Origin of the sequence: Streptomyces sp. NPDC046939, from assembly GCF_040644575.1 — a bacterium.
Lineage (GTDB): Bacteria > Actinomycetota > Actinomycetes > Streptomycetales > Streptomycetaceae > Streptomyces.
In genome coordinates this window covers 144,805-161,078 of sequence record NZ_JBEYWV010000022.1, presented here as the reverse complement: position 1 = coordinate 161,078, position 16,274 = coordinate 144,805, and the positions used below count along the sequence as shown (strand labels likewise).

Here is a 16,274-nt window from a genome sequence, read left to right as displayed (position 1 = left end):
GCCCAGCCCCCCCCCCCCCCCCCGGCGGCGGCCCCCGCGCCCCCCGCCCCGCCCCCGCCCCCCGCCCCAGCCCTCCCGCAGACACGGAGCCCTCTTGCTGCTCTCACCCCGCTCGTCCGAACCGGCGACGCCGACCGGTCCACCCGTCCCCCACCCGGCATCCGATCTCGCCGCCTCACTGCCGGCACGCCTGCGCTACACCTGGAACAACAGCCGGCACCCGGCCTGGCGGGCCACCCGTCGTCTCGTCGACGACGCACCGGCACGGGTGCGGGCCGTCGTCTCCCGCGAGCGGCACGGCCGCTTGGACATCGCCTACGTGGGGCTGCCCGCCGGCCGCACCAACATCCTCCAGTTGCTGGAACACCAGCGGAGCGCGCTCGGCATGTCCACCGGCGGCCGGGAAGAAGAACTGGTGGCGTGGCGCGATCTCGCCCGCGGCGCCCTGCCCCCGGCCGACCTGGTCGTCATCGGGGCGGAAGCGGACCGACTGGCCCAGCTGCCCGCACAGCGCGGCGTCACCGCACCCTTCCGGGTCCATCTCACCGTCCACGTACCGGCACAACTAGACGAACTTGAGCGGCAGATCTCCAAGCGGGAACGCTGGCAGTTCCGCCGCGACCAGGCACGACACGACTGGGCCTGGACGGAGGAGACCACTCCTGGCGCCCTCGAATTCTTCTACCGGCGTATGCATCTGCCGACGATGGCGACCCGGCACGGCGACCGGAGCCGGACCGAGGCATGGCCGGTGGCGCGGCACGCCATCCTGCCCAGCGGCAGCCTCTTCTTCCTGACCGACCGGGGTCACCGCGTGGCGGGCGTCCTGTGCCACTGGTCGGACGACAAGGCCACGCTCACCACCCGCCTCCTGGGCGTCCTGGACGGCGACGAGGACCTCTACCGCGACGGCACCTTCAAAGCGGTCTACCACCACCTGCTGCGCTGGGCCCAGGCGCAAGGCGTCCCCCGCGTCGACTTCTTCGGCACGGAGGCGTTCCTCAGCAAGGGCATCTTCCAGTGGAAGCGCCGCCTCGGCCCACGCGTCGTCCTCCCGCCGAACCACTTCTCCACCAAGCGCATCCGCCTCTACGCACGCCGCGACAGCCCGGCCCTGCGCGACTTCCTCGTGGCGAACCCGCTGCTGTGCCACGGACCGGACGGCTCACTCATCCCGGTCTACTTCGCCGACGACCGGCGCCCGCCCCGGCTCGACCTCAGCGCCCGTTGCCCCGGTCTGCCGGCCCCCCACACCGTCCCCGTCGCCTCACTCTTCGACGACACCGTCCCGACGCCCGTACCGGTGGCGTCGTGACCGGCGACCCGGCCCGTACCTGGGCCGTCCTGGGAACCGGGGCGTTCGCCCAGTGCCTCCTGCGCGGCCTGGCCCATCGCCCGGAGCGCGTCACCACCGTGCACGTCATCGGCCGCACCGGTCAGCGTGCCCGCGACGTGGCCGCGCTCGCGACCGGCCACGGAACACTGGCCGGCACACAGGTGTCGTTCGTGCCGCACGACGCCGGACCCGCTCCCACCGAGCGGCTGCGCCCGCTCCTGCGGTCCCTGCGACCGACGTTGCTGATCGTCTGCGCGTCGCCGCAGTCGCCGAGCGAGGCACGCACCCGGGACTCCGACTGGGCCCGGCTGCTGCGCCGGGCCGGTTTCGGCGCCACGCTGCCCCTCCAGGCGGCGCTGGTCCGCGACTCCGTCCTGGCCTGCGCCGACGCCTCACCCGGCACCCAGGTGGTCAACGCCTGCTTCCCCGACCTCGTCAATCCGGCGCTGCACGCCGAGGGTCTGCCCGTCGTGTGCGGGCTGGGCAACGTCGCCACCCTCGCCACCGCGACCTGCGCCCGGCTCGGCCTGCGTGACGAGTCCCGGCTGTCCCTCCTGGCACACCACGCACACCTGAGCGCCCCGGACGACCTCCGTGACGAGGCGGCCGCATGGCTGGACGGCGCGCCGCTCACCGAACTGCCGAAAGTGCTGGACGAGGTCCGCACCATGCCCCGCGCGTTCCTCAATGAACTCGGCGCCCACAGCGCCGTGCCGGCACTGCACGCCCTCACCGACCCCGCCCTCTCCTACACAGGTCACTTGCCCGCGCCCCATGGGCTGCCGGGCGGCTACCCGGTACGCATCGACGGCTCCGTCCTCTCCCTGCGGCTGCCTCCGGGAATGTCCCGCGCCGAGGCCGTCGCCTTCCACCGCGAGCGCGAACACCTCGACGGCGTGCGGCTCGGCGAGGACGGCCTGCTGCGCCTCACCCCCGGCACACACGCCGCCCTCCGCGCGTACGGAGCCGATCTGCCGGCCGTCTTCCGTCCGGCGGACCTGCCCGACCTGAGCCGGGAACTCCTGGAACTCCGGGACCGGCTGCGGCAGACCTGCTCCTCCTCCCCGCCCGACCAGAAGGAAGGCCCATGACCATTACACCCTCCACTCCTTCCCCGTACCTCCTCGGAGCCGAGGACGAGGAGCGCCAACGCCTGATCTTCCAAGGGGAGTTGCTCAAGGCCGACACACAAGCCCTACTGGACCGAGTGCCCCTGCGCGACGGCGACCGGGCCCTCGACGTCGGCTGCGGACCACTCGGCATCATGGACGCGCTGGCGGCACGAGTCGGGGAAACAGGTCAGGTCACCGGAGTCGACGCCGAACCCCGCATGATCGAGATGGCCCGCCGCACCATCGCCGAACACGGCCTGTCCAACGTCTCGCTGACCGTCGCGGACGCCGCGGACACCGGCCTGCCGCACTCCTCCTTCGACCTGGTCCACACCCGCCTGGTCCTCATGAACGTCCCCCACACCGACCTGGTCCTCGACGAAATGCTCGCCCTGACCAGGCCGGGCGGCACCGTAGCCGTGCAGGACGTCGACTGGCTGACCCGCGTCTGCGAACCGCCCCACCCCTCCTGGGACCGCCTGGTCACGGCGCTCGCGGAGCTCTGGGCCCGCAACGGCATGGACGTCATGCTGGGCCGCCGACTGCCCGGCATGCTGCGCCGACGCGGACTCCGCGATGTCCGTGTCCGGGCATCGACACACGTCTTCCAGCACACAGACCCCTACCAGACCCTGCTCGTCGACCGAGCCGAACTGTGCCGGCCGGCCCTCACCGAGCACGGCCTCATCACCGACGCCGAACTGGACGACCACATCGCGGCGCTCTCTCGACACCTCGCCGATCCCGAGACCCTGGTCGTGCACGCCACCCTCTTCCAGGCATGGGGGACACGACCCACCAGCCCGTGACGCCCGGCTGGCCGGAGAGTGACGGCCATCGGCGAACTGGGCAGCGACAGCGGATCAGCCGACGGTCGCCTCGATCAGGTCGTACGCGAGGTCAGGACGGATGCCGTCGGGGTTCTCCAGCCCCGCGTTCTCGTACCAGGAGGCATCGGCCTCCGGGTGGGGCCCGCTCACTCCGACCCGGCCCTTGCCGTAGCGGGTGACGGCAGCGGCGGGCAGACCGTTGCCGGGGTAGGTCGCCAGGACTTCGGCATCGTCGGCGCTGTCGCCCTGCTTGAAGTGGAAGGCCGGGCCGTCCTGGAAGTACATGTGGCGCGGCTTGCCCCGCCACATCACCCGCAGGACGGTGTCGCGGTCGTCGTCGACCACGGCGCCCTCGGAGTCGGCATAGCCGTCCGTGTCGCCGGGCAGCAGGTCGAAGCCCGGATCGCTGCCCGCCAGGTAGGCGCCGAAGCACAGTCCCAGATAGCTGCCGCCCTCCCTGACCCACGTACGAAGGACATCTGCGGAACCCTTCAGGTCCTTCCAGGTCCGCTCCAGGTCAGCGCCGCCGCCCGGCTGCACGTACAGCTTCGCCCCGGCGAGGTCGGAAGCGCGCAGAGGCGCCTTCACGAACCTGGTCCGAAAATGCTGCGGCGACTCGCGCAGCACCTTGGCCACGGTCGGCGCGCAGTCGGAGCAGCCTTGCGGACCGTCGTAGATCACTGCCAAGGGGCGTCGTTCCTGCACCGCGGACGGGGTGCAGGCGGTGGCCGGCAGGGCGACGCTCACGAGAACGGCGACGAGGACGAGGGAGCGACGAGTGAGGCGCGTGTCGGTCATGGCCTCACCCTGCTCCACTCCGTCTCTCCCCCGGTACCCGCCGGTCGGCGGGCACGCCTCCCCCGACCAGCGGGTGACCACTGGGGACGGGCGGGTCATAGGGTTCGGGACGTGACTGGGAACGTGACGACATACAGGAGAGCACACACATGATCCGGACCGTGGTGGTCGACGACGAGGCGCTCGTGCGTTCCGGATTCCGGCTCATCCTCAACGCCGCCGACGACATCGAGGTGGTCGCCACGGCCACCGGCGGCCAGGCCCTCGCAGCCGTCCGCGAGCACCAGCCCGACGTAGTCCTCCTGGACATCCGGATGCCGGACGTGGACGGCCTCACCGTCCTGCGCGAACTGTGCGCGCTGCCCGCCCCGAAACGGCCGGTCGTCGCGATGCTGACCACCTTCGACACCGACGAGTACGTCCTGCGCGCCCTCGACACCGGGGCGGCCGGCTTCCTGCTCAAGGACACCGAGCCGGCCCAGCTCGCGCAGGCGGTACGGATGCTCGCCTCCGGCGGCGTCGTCATGTCACCCAAGGCGACCCGTTCCCTGCTCAGCCGCCATCCCGGCGCAGGGGAGGCCGGCCAGGCCACCGCCCGCGTCGAGCGGCTCTCCGAGCGGGAACGCGACGTGCTCGTCATGGTCGCCGAGGGGCTCTCCAACACCGAGATCGGCAACCGGCTCCACCTGAGCGGCGGAACGGTCAAGGACCACGTCAGCGCGATCCTGGCCAAGCTCCGGGTCGACGGCCGCGTCCAAGCGGCATTGCTCGCGCAGCGGGCGGGGCTGCTGGCCAAACGATGAACAGAATCTCCACCGCGCTCACCGACCCCGTCCTGGTCGCCTTCGCCGGGCTCGACCTCTGGCTCAACCTGGAGGACGACAGCTCCTACGGCCTCGCCCTCGGCGTGCTGTCCTGCGCGGTGCTGCCCCTGCGCCACCGCCTCCCCCGCGCCGCCTTCCTGCTCTGTCTGCCTGGCACCCTGGTCCAGGACATCCTCATCGCGCCGGTCGCCGCGCTCTACACCCTCGCCGCGCACACCCGTGACCGGCGGCTGCTCACCCTGTACGCGGTCCTCTTCGCGCTCACCACCGCCGCTCCCTGGCCGCTGACGGACTTCACGGGCCAGGAGCGCACCTGGACACTGGTCACCTTCGTCTACATGCTCGCGATGGCCACCGGTCCCGTACTGCTGAGCCAGCTCGTCCAGGCCCGGCGAGAGCTGCGTAGGCAACTGGCGGAGACCGAGGCGGCCAAGGAGCACGAACGGGAACTGCACGCGCAGACCGTCCTCGCCCGCGAACGGGCCCGGCTCGCGCGCGAAATGCACGATGTCGTCTCGCACCAGGTGAGCCTCATCGCCGTACAGGCGGGGGCCCTCCAGGTCACCGCCGCCGACGACGGGGCCCGTGAGGCGGCCGGTACGATCCGCGCGCTCAGCGTCGACACCCTCGACGAGCTCCGCACCATGGTCAGCCTGCTCCGCGTCTCCGGTGGCGACACCGCGGAACTCGCCCCGCAGCCCACCCTTGCCGACCTCCGCCGCCTCGTCAGCCGCAGCGGCCCGGACGTGGCCCTGACGGGCGGACTCCCCCATCCGGACGACGTTCCCGCCCCGGCCCAGCGTGCCCTGTACCGCACCGTTCAGGAGGCGCTGACCAATGCGCGCAAGCATGCCCCCGGCGCCGCCGCGACGGTCGAACTCTGGCGCGACGGCGTGGCCTACGGTGTCACCATCACCAACAGCGCCCCGGTCCGCCCCGCCCTCTCCCTGCCCAGCGGACACCAGGGCCTCGTCGGCCTTCGCGAACGTGCGGAACTCCTCGGCGCCACGTTGGAGTCGGGGCCGTGCGAAGACGGTGGCTGGCGGGTGCGGCTGTGCGTTCCGAACCGGCATGGTTGATCGCTGCCGCCGAACGGCGCGCTCACGAAACGCAATCCGAGGTTCGGGGTTCGGGGTTCGGGGTTCGGGGTTCGCGTCAAAGGCTGTCCATGAAGCGCGCCCCCGGCCCAGGCGTGCGGCAGACGTCTTCCGGGGCGATGTGGCTGTGCCCTGCGGCGCACTTGAGGACGACCTTGACAGGCTCGTCGCAGGCAGTCGCATCGTCGACGGGCCGGTGCCGGACGATGACCGACGGGCCCTCCGGGTCGGCAAGGTAGGTGTCGCCCCACTCCAGGAGCGCCACGAGCGTGGGCCGCAACGCCCGGCCCTGCTCGGTGAGTTCGTAGGCGAAGCGCTGCCGGTCCCCGGGCTCTTGATAGGGCACGCGGCACATCACCCCTGCGGTCACCAAGGTCTCCAGCCGAGTCGCCAGGAGATTCTTGGCGATCCCGAGGCGGGCGTGGAACTCCCCGAACCGGCGCGCGCCGTCCAGCGCCTCACGAACGATCAGCAGCGACCAGCGCTCCCCCACCACCGAGAGGGCGCGCGCCACCGAGCAGTTCACTGGGTCGATTCGCCGGGTCTCCATGGAACGAGTGTAACTCTCTGGGTTTACAACCCGTACTCAGCCTTCGTAGGCTCCGTCTGAGTTGAAGAAATAAACTCACCAAGGAGCCCGACCATGCCCATGCTCGACGTGTACATCCCCGACGGGGCGCTTCAGCCGGACGCCGAGGCGGCGCTGCTGAACCGCATCACCGACATCCTCATCCGCAACGAGGGCTTCGACCCCGCTGATCCGGTGAGCCGTTCCGTCTCCTGGCTCTGGCTGCACCGGCCGGCCGGCGTCTACGTCGGCGGAGAACCCGCGGACGCGCCGCGCTACAAGGTCGTGCCGTCCGTCCCCGAGGGCCAGCTCGACGAACAGAAGCGTGCGAACGTCGTCGCAGAGGTCACTGAGGCGATCCTCGACGCGGAGAACGGGGCCTGGCCGCGTGACGCCGGCCGGATCTGGGTCTTCCCCACCGAGATCCCCGAGGGCCACTGGGGCGGCCGGGGCCAGATCAGGCCGCTCGCGTCGATCCTCGCGCGACTCACTGGGGGCGACGCCAGGCGGGCCCGTACGTTGGCGCGCGAGCGGATCGCCGCCAGCCGGGCGGAACATGCCCGCCTGCCCGGATGAGCGGGGGTGGTGTCACCTCTCGGCGAGCAGCTTCAGTACGTCCTGTGTGCCGCCCGTCTCGCCGAGGCGGGGGAAGATCCGCTCGACGCTGTTGCGGTGGGCCTCTTCGGACAGGTCGGTCATGGCGTCGGTGGCGAGGGTGACGTGGTAGCCGTGCTCGTGGGCGGCGCGGGCCGTGGACTCGACGCCGATGCTGGTGGCGATGCCGGTCAGGACGATCTGCGTAACGCCGCGGCGGCGGAGTTGCAGGTCGAGGTCGGTGCCGTAGAACGCGGACCAGTTGCGCTTGGTGACGACGATGTCGCCCGGGTGCCCGGCGAGCGCGTCGACGATCCGGTCCCAGCCCTCGGGGCGGGCACCGGCCTGGCGCGGCGCCTCCGTACGGCCGGGTACGGCGTCCGCGTCGTCGGCGGCGTGGGTGACACGGACCAGGACGACCGGCAGGTCCCGGGCGCGGAACGCGTCGGCCAGTCGTACGGTGCGCTCCAGGACGTCAGCGGTGCTGTACGGGGTTCCGGGCGCGCCCATGACCCCGTTCTGGAGGTCGATGACGACGAGGGCGGTGGCGGGGTCCAGTGTGGTGACGGGCATACGGAAGCTCTCTTTCGAAGAAGGAGAAGGGTTGGGGGGGAAGGGATTGCTGGGGTCACGTGTCGCGGCCGACGCGGCTCAGTGAGCGGTCGGCCACGCAAGCGATCAGGAACAGCGCGGCCACGGCGATCAGCAGCCAGGCCATGCCGTGCAGGCCCGCGCTGGTGGCGCCGGAGCGGAAGAAGACGGCGTTCGCGGCGGAGGCGAGCAGCGCGCCCAGGTAGGTGAAGGTGCGCAGGAGACCGGAGGCGGAGCCCATGCGGGCCGGGTCGGCCTGGGCGTACAAGGCGTTCTGGTTGGCGAGTCCGTTCAGGCCCTGGGGGATGCCGAAGACGACGCCGAGTACGACGAGGAACCAGATCGCGGTCCCGGAGTCGAGCAGCAACAGGGCTAGGCAGCCGAGGAGTTGAACGACGGCCCCGACAACGAGTTTGCCGCGTACGCGCGCGTGCCGCCCGGTCAGCGCGGTGACGGCGATGGCCGCGAGAGACATGGGGAGCAGGAGCAGCCCCGCGTGCGAGGCGCCCAGGTCGCGCCCTTCCTGGAGCCACTGCGTGTACCCGTACAGAAAGGCGTACGACGTGATGTACGCGAGGAGCTGGCGGGCGTAGGTGGCGAGCAGCGGCGCGTTGCCGCCGAGGACGCGCAGGTCGATGAAGGGGCTGTCGACGGCCAGCTCGCGGCGGGCGAACCAGAAGCCGGTCGCCGCCCCGACGACGGGCAGGTACCAGCGGTCGGCGCGCGGGTCGGTCAGGAAGAGCATGAACGCGGTCAGGGACACCGTGAAGAGGACCATGCCGGGGACGTCGGCGCGGGTGTCGGGGACGGTGCCCTTCGTCCTCGGCAGCCACAGCGTGCCGAGCAGGAGGCAGGCCGCAGACAGGGGCACGTTGACCCCGAAGATCAGGTGCCAGCCGCCCGCGCCGATCAGGAGGCCGCCGAGCGTCGGTCCGATGACGGCGATGACCTGCGCGGAGACCGACAGCGCGGCAAGGATGCCGCTCGGACTCCTCCGCCCCGTGCGGTCGGACTCGGAGCGCAGCAGCGACATGGAGGCCGGGTAGGCGGCGGACGTGCCGAAGCCGAGCAGGACTCGCGCGGCCACGAGTGTCCACAGATTCGGGGCCAGTGTGCCGAGGAGGCCGCCGACGCCGACCAGGGCGGTCCCCGCGAGGTAGAGGCGGCGCGGGCCGAACGCGTCGACGAGCCGGCCGATGACGGGCTGGCCGACGGCGGTGGCGAGGTAGAGGCCCGTGACGAGCCATGCGGTCTGCGCGGGCGGGGCGCCGAAGGCGCGGCCGATGGGGATCAGCGCGACCGCGAGCATCGAGGAGTTGATCGGGTTCAGGACCGAACCGAGGATCATGGGGACGACGAGGCGGCGGTCGAAGCCACCCGGGTCGGCCGTGCGTGCCCGGCGTATGCGCTCGGCGGGCCGGGTCACGCCTGGGTCACCTCGTCGATCAGCTTCATCGCGGTGATGACGGCCCGCAGTTGTTCCTCCGTGCCGTGCTCCTGAAGCGCCCGCGCGAGCCATTCCTGCCGGGCCCGGCGCACGCCCTGACCGCGCTCGCGCCCGGGACGGGTGAGGGAGACGAGCTGGCGGCGCCCGTCGGCGGGATCCTGACGGCGCTCGACGAGCCCGGCCCGTTCGAGCGAGATGACGGTCTTGGCCATGGACTGGGGCCGAACGTTCTCCACGACGGCCAGCTCGCTGGCGGTCGCGTCCCCGATCTTGTCGAGCCGGGCGAGAACGGACGCCTGCCCCGGCGACAGATCGACCTCACCCTCGCCCCCTTCGAACGCCTCCAGGTTCTCCAGGGAGCGCAGCTTACGGCGCAGCCGGCCGACCACCACCCAGATGTCGGCGGCCGCCTGCGCGGCGGTCGCGGAGGGGGCCTCTTGCTTGCCGGTCATGGCTGCACCTTCGTCGTGTCGGTCATGCTCCTACCGTAGACCGACAGCTAAGACTGTGCAACCTGGGCTGTCTATTTCGGGGCAAGTGTCATCGGCGGATCATCGACAGCACAGGGCGCGTTCGCGTAGCGGCGTCAGGGCCGGCCAGCGGACGCGTACGCAGGGCGCATGTCTTCATACCTCCGGCCGGTCACGCCTGGGGTTCTACGGCCTAAGGTCATGTCCATGAAGAAACGTTCGAGCGAGGCGCCGGAAGGGGCTTGCCACGGACACGCCGCTGGCCTCACGCAATCCGTCAAGGAGCCAGCCCGCCCCCGCGGCAGTCGCACGCTGTGCTCGGGGAGCGGCACAGTTCACGGTCTACGCGACCAGCGACGACGAACGCGAGTTCCGCATCGAGATTTCCACGGACTCCGGATGCCCCTGGGGCACCTTCGGCAGTACCCCTGACTTGTCGGTGGTGACTGCGATGGCGGTCTGGCCAACCGCACTCGGCATCAATCCTGCCGGGCCCGACACGGTAACCGTGGACGTTGGTCGCGGCTGGCAAGACCCCGCGCGGCTCGCGCCCCGTCATACAGAGTGCCGCCCACCCCCGACGAGGTCACCGACTCCGCTCGCCTGCTCGCACCTCTCGGTCCGACCGGCGTCACAGCCACGGCAAATGCCCTGCACACCCAGCGCGACCACGCTCGCCGCCCCGTCGAGGACAAGAACGCTCACTACCTCCTGCTGGGCAGGGTCCGGCCACGAACCAGCCCCGCCCGCACGGCCCCCTTCTTGCCCCGGTGCTGGAGTCAGGTGCGGGCCCGGTGCTCCGGCCGCGCATGCGGGCACGGGCGGTGTGAGACCCGCTCCACGCGCGTGCTCATGCATGCCTGCTCACTCCGCACGCCCCAGCCGTCCGACGCCTCCTGCGCCGTCTGGGGACCTCGCTGCCCTGCTGGGCTCGGGCGGTCCCGCCTCCCCTCCGCCGAGGAAGGAGCGGGACCACCCGCTCAGGCGGACGTGATCACGGGTTGACGAACAGGTAGTCCACCACCAGACCGATCGGCGAGGACCAGTCGATGAACACGCGGATCGAGACGACGCCGCTGTCCGGTGCCACATTGAACACCTGGTAGCGGGCGTTGCCGATGAACTTGCCGCCGCTGCTGGTCGGTCCCTCGCTGATGGAGACGTAGGCACGGGTGTTGGGGCCGAAGCTGTTGGACGTGAGGTTGAGGATCCACCAGCCGTTGCGCAGACCCCAGTCGTGCCGGTACGTCCACCCGAAGCCTGACAGATCCTGAGGACTTACGCCCTTCGGCTGTTCCCCGCCCAGGAAGTGGACGTTTGCTTCCTCGAGCTTCGCTTCCTCGAACTGCACTTCGCCGTGGCCTTGTGAACCTGCGGGCATGTTGTCCCTCCCTTGCGTCCGTTCACGATGGGGCACTGCGCCCACCGTCCTGCCGGTACGGGACAGCGTCAATGGGTCATTTCATCTGATACACCCGAATGCGCCACATCTCCTCCCACGGCGGTAGGGGTTCCAGCCACTTTTTGCTGTACGACGGGCACGTCGAGCCCCAGGTGGCGGCCGGCAGCAGACGGCTGGATTCGAAGCAGAGGGAGGGCAGGGCGGAGACCCGACCTCCCCCTCCCCCCCCCGCCGCTTCGTGGCCCTACTTGCCGTCGCCGAAGGCCGCGCTGAGCACGGGTCGCGTCAGAACCCGTAGGAACGGCGGCACGGTCAGGGCCACTGACACGGCGAAGACCGCGAACGCGACCCGAAGGCCGAACCATTCGGCGAGCAGACCCATGGCACCGGCCCCGACGGGCATGGCGCCCCAACTGAACAGCCTGTTGACGGCGCTGAACCGGCCGAGCATGGCATCGGGCACGAGGCGCTGCGCCAGGGTTCGGGAGTTCACCGTCCACAGGGTGCCGCCCATGCCGCCGAGGAAGGCGGCGACGGCTACGGCCCACAGGTTGGTGACCAGCGCGGGTACGGCCATCATCGCGAAGGTGCCGAACAGGTCGGCGAACATCACCCAGCGGCGGCCGAAGAAGCGGTTGAGCCAGGTGACGGCGAGCGCCCCGGCCAGACCGCCGACGCCGAGCGCGCTGAGCAGGATGCCGTACTCGCGGGCGTTCAGTTGCATGACGGAGGTGGCGAAGAGCGGCATCAGGGCGAGCCAGGCGCCCCAGCACGCGCACAGGACGGTCAGGATGAGCGCCATGGTGCGCAGCAGCACGTGGTTCCACATGTAGCGCAGGCCTTCGGCGATCTGTACGCGGACGGCGGCGGGGGCCGTCTCGATGTCCCCGCCGCCGTCCTCGCGGGCCGCGCGGAACCGGCCGACGAGCAGGATCACGATGAGGGAGGCGGCCAGGTAGGCCACCCAGGTCGCGCCGAGGGCGACACCGGTGCCGACCGCGAGCAGGAGGCCGCCGACGAAGGGCCCGGCGAACTCGTTGCAGACCGTCTCGGCGCCGGCGATCCAGGTGTTGGCCCGCTCCCGGCCCTCCGGTGGAGTCAGCGCCGGAATCAGCGCGGAGGCCGAGGTCAGGGCGATGACCTCGGCGATCCCGAGCACCGTGCCCGCGCCGCAGAGCACGGGGATGGTGACGGCATCGGCAGCGGCCAGCGTCATCAGCGAGCCGAGCGCGAGGAGGCGCAGCGCGTTGGCGGCCCACAGCAGGCGGCGCCTGTCGAGGCGGTCGACCAGGACACCGACGTGCAGGGCGGCGAGCAACCACGGCAGGGACAACGTGAGGGAGACCGCGGAGACCTGTGCCGGTGAGCCGGACACCTGGGTGGCCATGAGCGGCAGCGCGATCTTGGTGACACCGTCCGCGAGGTTGGTGACAGCCGTGAAAACGAGGAGGACGAGGATGTTCCGCCTGCCGCGCTGGGCCTCTGACGCGGGCGGCTTGCCGGACACGACTCCTGGCGCCTGCGGCGCACGCACGGTGTCGACGCGTTGGTCACTCATCCAACTCCCCCTGTCCTGTCCTGCGACCAACTGGTGAGCGTCGAGCGCGTCACCAGCTAACCGCCTAATCCACTTTGACGGTGCAATCGGTGACCTTGAGTCTGACACGGGCAGCCCGACTTCGCTACCCGGTCAAATCGATAGCCGGTTAGTCATTCGGCGTATACTCGGACGCATGGCCGAGACACCCGCACCCGCGCAGTTGATCCTGGCGTTCGCCAACACGATCGACGTCGAGGAGGGCACCGACGACCTCGCCACGGCCCGCGGGCTTGACGCGTGGTTGCGGAAACAGGGGTTGCTGCGCGGCAGCGAGCGGGTGCATGCGCAGGACCACGCGCTGTGCCTGCGGATGCGTGCCGGGATCCGCGAGGAACTCGGCGCCCACACCGGCGACCCGGCCGACGCGACGCTGCTGCACGAGGCCACCGAGGCGCTGCGCGACCTCCCGATCGTCGTGACCGCAGGGACAACAGAGGCGGGGGCCGGGGGGACCCCAGGCGCCGGGGTACTCGCGCCTGCCCCACATCTCGCTGCCCCCCGCAAGGCACTCGCCGCACTCGCCATCGCCTGGAGCGAACTCAAAGTCACCGGCGAGGCCGCCCGGCTCAAGCGCTGCTCCGAGCACACGTGCGCCTGGGTCTTCTGGGACACCTCGAAAAACCGCAGCCGCCGCTGGTGTTCCATGCGGGTGTGCGGAAACCGCGCCAAGGCCCGCCGTTACGCGGCGCGGCAGGGCACGCAATCGACCGTTGAACGGGCGTGAACGGTTGCGGCGGTCACGGCCGGGCCGGAGGACGGACGCGCGTGGGAGGGGTAGGAGGCGTCCGACGTGGCAGCCTTGTCGGGCACGCCGAGGCACTTGCCGCCCAGTAGCAGGGGGCCAGGTGGTAGGGGTCAAGGTTACGCACGCGACTCCCTGCGGCTTACCTTGCCAATGAGTGCAGGACTTCGGTGAGGGAAGTGACGTCCAGCGGGCCGACGTGCGATGCCTCGGGGAAGTCGTGGACGCGGAAACGGTTGCCGGGTGTGAACGCGTCGGCCTCCGCGACCATTCTGTCCTGGAGCGCGGTGGCGATCGTCCGGTCCTTGCCGAAGCGCAGGTAGGTGCGCGGGATGCGTCCCCAGCTCTCGGCCCGGCCGACCGCCCGGCCCGCGTAAACGGCGATGGGCTCGTCGGTCTGCATCCCGGCCAATATCCGGCGAAAGTCGGCTTCGGGATAGTCCGCGCAGATCATCTCCTTCAGGAGGGCCAGCTCCCGGACGTCACCGGTTCGGAAGTTCAGCCGCAGTACGCCGAGCCGGTCGGCGTCACCGACCATCAGCTCGACCGGGCTGACGGCGTCGGAGTTCTCGGGTGCCGCCGTGCAGGCGTCGGCCGAGGGCAAGGCACGGCTGGGGCAGAAGGCCGCCATGTAGCAGATGTGGCGCAGCAGATGCGGGACGGCATCACCGACGCGGCTGACCGAAACGCCGCCCAGGCTGTGCCCGACCAGCACCACCGGACCGTTTCGTGCAGCGCGCCGTACGATCCCCGTGACGCGCGCCTCGTAGCCGTCGAGCCCCAAACCCCGCAGCGGAGAGGGTTCGACAGCCATCGCCCGGAGATCCTGCCGCTGATAAGACTGCGGAACGAAAGCCTCCGCTCCGTGTTGCGGCTGGTCCACCATGACGACGCGGTGACCGCGCAGGGTCAACTCCCGCGCGATGGGCGTCCAGAACGCGCCGGCGGAGTGGGTGCCGTGCACCAACACGAAGGTGGTCGGCGTGCGGCTCGGCTCCGCCACCGCCGACGAGGGCTCGACCGCGCCGGCCAGGGCCACGCCACCCATCGCTGCACCCAGGCCGCGCAGCGCCGTCCGCCTGGTGGTACCCGTTCGTTGTCCGTTCGTGGCATGCATCATGCTGCGACGCTATGAGCTGTCCACTGGGCTCACCAGCGTCCCACCCCCCCCCCTGTGGGGGTGGGCCTGGTGCCACCGTCGCACGCGGATTTCCGCCGATGCTCCCCCGCACCGCGAGCAGCAGACGTGCGCCGAGCCGCTGGCAACCCTGGACCGGCCTGAGGGCGTACGGAGCCGTGCCCGGCCTTCGTCGTTTCCGGCCTGGCCGGCGGGGCGCCCCGCTGCGTGCGCACCCATCCGTGGTCGTCATCCCGTGGCGGGGATGATCCGCTCCGGTGCCGCACCGCTCTCCGCAATCGACCCTGGGCGGAGCAGCACGCACCGCCATCCCCTCGTCCAGTGCGCCGGAACACGGTCCGCCGTGAGTTCTACAGGCAGACGCCGTGGTCCATGGCAGCGGGGTCCGCCGCCAGCGTGATGACGAGCTGCGGGTGGCCGACGAGCCTGACGTTGTCACCGAGGGAACCTTTTCCGGCCGCCGCGTCGGAGACGGCATCCACGGGGCCCAGGACCTCGACCGCCTCGATGAGATGCGCACCGTAGCGCACTGGGACGGCCCCAAGTTCGACCGCGAATCCGTCGTCCCAGCGCTCCCACCGCAGTGATCCCCTTCCCTCGGCGGACGACCGCCAGTTCCGTCGCGCTGACACCGACCGAGCCGTCACCCCCGAGCGGCAGCGAGAACTCCTGGCGTTTGGCGCGCAGTTGGCACAAGCACCGGCCGTGGCCTCCACGGAACTGGGGCAGCGCGGCGGCGCCCAGCCACGACACCGCCTTCGGCTTGCACATCCAGAACGACGCCACCGCGCACTCGGCGTGGCCGCCCCGGTCGAGGAAGACGGCAACTTCGTCACCGACCTCGTGGCCGAGGACGGGGTCCGACGGTAGTGGAACCTGAGGCCTCCGGCCCGGACGGCGAAGCCCAGAGCGTGAAGGTAGGAACACGGTGAATGGCAGGACAATTATTTCCTGGCGGAAGATTTAGTTGACACGTCACCTACATCCTCCTAGGTTCGCCACCACAAGGACATACTCCCCACGGGAATCGAGGCCCCATGTCCGACAACGAGAAGTCCATCCGGAACGCCTACCAGGTGGCCGAGGCCCAAGACATCCCCGGCTGGATCGCCTGTTTCACCGAGGACGGGACCTTCACCGACCAGTCAGTCGGCGTCACCTACCGCGGGCAGGACGTCGGTCAGCCGGTGATCGCCTACGCCGAGGCCTTCCCCGACATGCACCGCGAGTTGTACGACGTGTACGTCCAGGGCGACATCGTCATCGTGGAGCTGTCTTTGAACGGGACGCACACCGGCCCCCTGCAGACGGCCCTGGGCGTCATCGCCCCCACCGGAAAGACCATCAAGGTTCCGTGCTGCGACGTGTTCCGGGTGCGTGACGGCAAGATCGAGTCCTTCAACTGCTACCCGTCGGGCACGGTCCTCTTCGCGCAACTGGGCGTTCTGTCCAACTTGGAGGCCGCGGCCACCCGCTGACCGCACCGACGTCCACCCCGGCTCACCGGCGCCGCGGCACCCTCGGCCCGCCGGCACCGGCAGAGCTACGACGCCTCCGAGCTGACGAGGCTCGATCTGCCGGTCCACGGAGCTGACCGACCGGCGCGGCCCGGGCACAGTTTGCTGCGCCAGGGCCTCATCTGGACGCCAATGCCACCCATGTCGCCCTGCATACCATCAGCACGAACCAGGGGACTGGCACTCAAGGAGTGGCGGGGTGGACTGA

The 16,274-nt window shown here is 70.7% G+C and carries 17 protein-coding genes; 8 read left to right on the top strand and 9 right to left on the bottom strand.

Annotation, left to right across the window (positions count from 1 at the left end; genetic code table 11):
- The first annotated feature begins 94 nt into the window (after positions 1-94).
- From ABZ877_RS24305 to ABZ877_RS24295, 3 genes are read left to right on the top strand one after another with little or no spacing between them, the layout of a single operon-like run.
- Positions 95-1,315 (top strand): GNAT family N-acetyltransferase, encoded by a 1,221-nt coding sequence (locus tag ABZ877_RS24305; protein ID WP_361074618.1) that lies wholly within the window; start codon positions 95-97, stop codon positions 1,313-1,315.
- Entirely contained in the window at positions 1,312-2,427 is a 1,116-nt protein-coding gene (locus ABZ877_RS24300) for a hypothetical protein (RefSeq protein WP_361074616.1), read from the top strand. Before ABZ877_RS24305 ends, ABZ877_RS24300 begins: the two co-directional genes overlap by 4 nt.
- Positions 2,424-3,257: a methyltransferase domain-containing protein gene (locus tag ABZ877_RS24295; RefSeq protein WP_361074614.1), complete on the top strand. Its 834-nt coding sequence runs from the start codon at positions 2,424-2,426 to the stop codon at positions 3,255-3,257. Before ABZ877_RS24300 ends, ABZ877_RS24295 begins: the two co-directional genes overlap by 4 nt.
- Before the next feature lie 54 nt (positions 3,258-3,311).
- On the opposite strand, the gene ABZ877_RS24290 is transcribed toward ABZ877_RS24295, so the two are convergent.
- Positions 3,312-4,076 carry a BPL-N domain-containing protein gene (locus ABZ877_RS24290; RefSeq protein ID WP_361074612.1) on the bottom strand — a complete coding sequence of 255 codons (765 nt, stop codon included), beginning with the start codon at positions 4,074-4,076 and terminating at the stop codon, positions 3,312-3,314.
- Between the two features lie 149 nt (positions 4,077-4,225).
- Here ABZ877_RS24290 and ABZ877_RS24285 point away from each other — a divergent pair, with 149 nt between their 5' ends.
- Entirely contained in the window at positions 4,226-4,879 is a 654-nt protein-coding gene (locus ABZ877_RS24285) for a response regulator transcription factor (protein WP_361074611.1), read from the top strand.
- The gene (locus ABZ877_RS24280) at positions 4,876-5,979 is read left to right on the top strand and encodes a histidine kinase (protein WP_361074609.1); all 1,104 of its coding nucleotides are present in this window, start codon (positions 4,876-4,878) and stop codon (positions 5,977-5,979) included. The genes ABZ877_RS24285 and ABZ877_RS24280 overlap by 4 nt, the downstream gene beginning before the upstream one ends.
- 76 nt (positions 5,980-6,055) lie before the next feature.
- Here the strand turns inward: ABZ877_RS24280 and ABZ877_RS24275 are convergent, their stop codons facing one another.
- Positions 6,056-6,547 carry a helix-turn-helix domain-containing protein gene (locus ABZ877_RS24275; RefSeq protein ID WP_361074607.1) on the bottom strand — a complete coding sequence of 164 codons (492 nt, stop codon included), beginning with the start codon at positions 6,545-6,547 and terminating at the stop codon, positions 6,056-6,058.
- A gap of 93 nt (positions 6,548-6,640) precedes the next feature.
- Between ABZ877_RS24275 and ABZ877_RS24270 the strand changes: the two genes are divergently transcribed.
- Complete coding sequence (locus ABZ877_RS24270) at positions 6,641-7,141, top strand: hypothetical protein (protein WP_361074605.1); 501 nt, start codon at positions 6,641-6,643, stop codon at positions 7,139-7,141.
- A 12-nt stretch (positions 7,142-7,153) separates the two neighbouring features.
- Here the strand turns inward: ABZ877_RS24270 and ABZ877_RS24265 are convergent, their stop codons facing one another.
- From ABZ877_RS24265 to ABZ877_RS24245, 5 genes are all read right to left on the bottom strand, one after another.
- On the bottom strand, positions 7,154-7,732 hold the full coding sequence (locus ABZ877_RS24265; protein WP_361074603.1) for a hydrolase: 579 nt from the start codon (positions 7,730-7,732) through the stop codon (positions 7,154-7,156).
- A gap of 55 nt (positions 7,733-7,787) precedes the next feature.
- On the bottom strand, positions 7,788-9,098 hold the full coding sequence (locus ABZ877_RS24260) for an MFS transporter (RefSeq protein WP_361074630.1): 1,311 nt from the start codon (positions 9,096-9,098) through the stop codon (positions 7,788-7,790).
- Positions 9,099-9,172: 74 nt separating this feature from the next.
- Positions 9,173-9,649 carry a MarR family transcriptional regulator gene (locus ABZ877_RS24255; RefSeq protein ID WP_361074601.1) on the bottom strand — a complete coding sequence of 159 codons (477 nt, stop codon included), beginning with the start codon at positions 9,647-9,649 and terminating at the stop codon, positions 9,173-9,175.
- Positions 9,650-10,661: 1,012 nt separating this feature from the next.
- A complete protein-coding gene (locus ABZ877_RS24250; RefSeq protein ID WP_361074600.1) occupies positions 10,662-11,048 on the bottom strand; it encodes a hypothetical protein in 387 nt (128 codons plus the stop codon).
- 265 nt (positions 11,049-11,313) lie between these two features.
- Entirely contained in the window at positions 11,314-12,627 is a 1,314-nt protein-coding gene (locus ABZ877_RS24245; RefSeq protein WP_361074598.1) for an MFS transporter, read from the bottom strand.
- Between the two features lie 175 nt (positions 12,628-12,802).
- Here ABZ877_RS24245 and ABZ877_RS24240 point away from each other — a divergent pair, with 175 nt between their 5' ends.
- The gene (locus ABZ877_RS24240) at positions 12,803-13,393 is read left to right on the top strand and encodes a CGNR zinc finger domain-containing protein (protein ID WP_361074596.1); all 591 of its coding nucleotides are present in this window, start codon (positions 12,803-12,805) and stop codon (positions 13,391-13,393) included.
- A 160-nt stretch (positions 13,394-13,553) separates the two neighbouring features.
- Here ABZ877_RS24240 and ABZ877_RS24235 read toward each other — a convergent pair whose 3' ends face one another.
- Both ABZ877_RS24235 and ABZ877_RS24230 read right to left on the bottom strand, forming a co-directional pair.
- Entirely contained in the window at positions 13,554-14,459 is a 906-nt protein-coding gene (locus ABZ877_RS24235) for an alpha/beta fold hydrolase (protein WP_361074629.1), read from the bottom strand.
- 440 nt (positions 14,460-14,899) lie between these two features.
- On the bottom strand, positions 14,900-15,079 hold the full coding sequence (locus ABZ877_RS24230; protein WP_361074594.1) for a hypothetical protein: 180 nt from the start codon (positions 15,077-15,079) through the stop codon (positions 14,900-14,902).
- Positions 15,080-15,586: 507 nt separating this feature from the next.
- Between ABZ877_RS24230 and ABZ877_RS24225 the strand changes: the two genes are divergently transcribed.
- A complete protein-coding gene (locus ABZ877_RS24225) occupies positions 15,587-16,027 on the top strand; it encodes a nuclear transport factor 2 family protein (RefSeq protein ID WP_361074592.1) in 441 nt (146 codons plus the stop codon).
- The last annotated feature ends 247 nt before the right edge of the window (positions 16,028-16,274 follow it).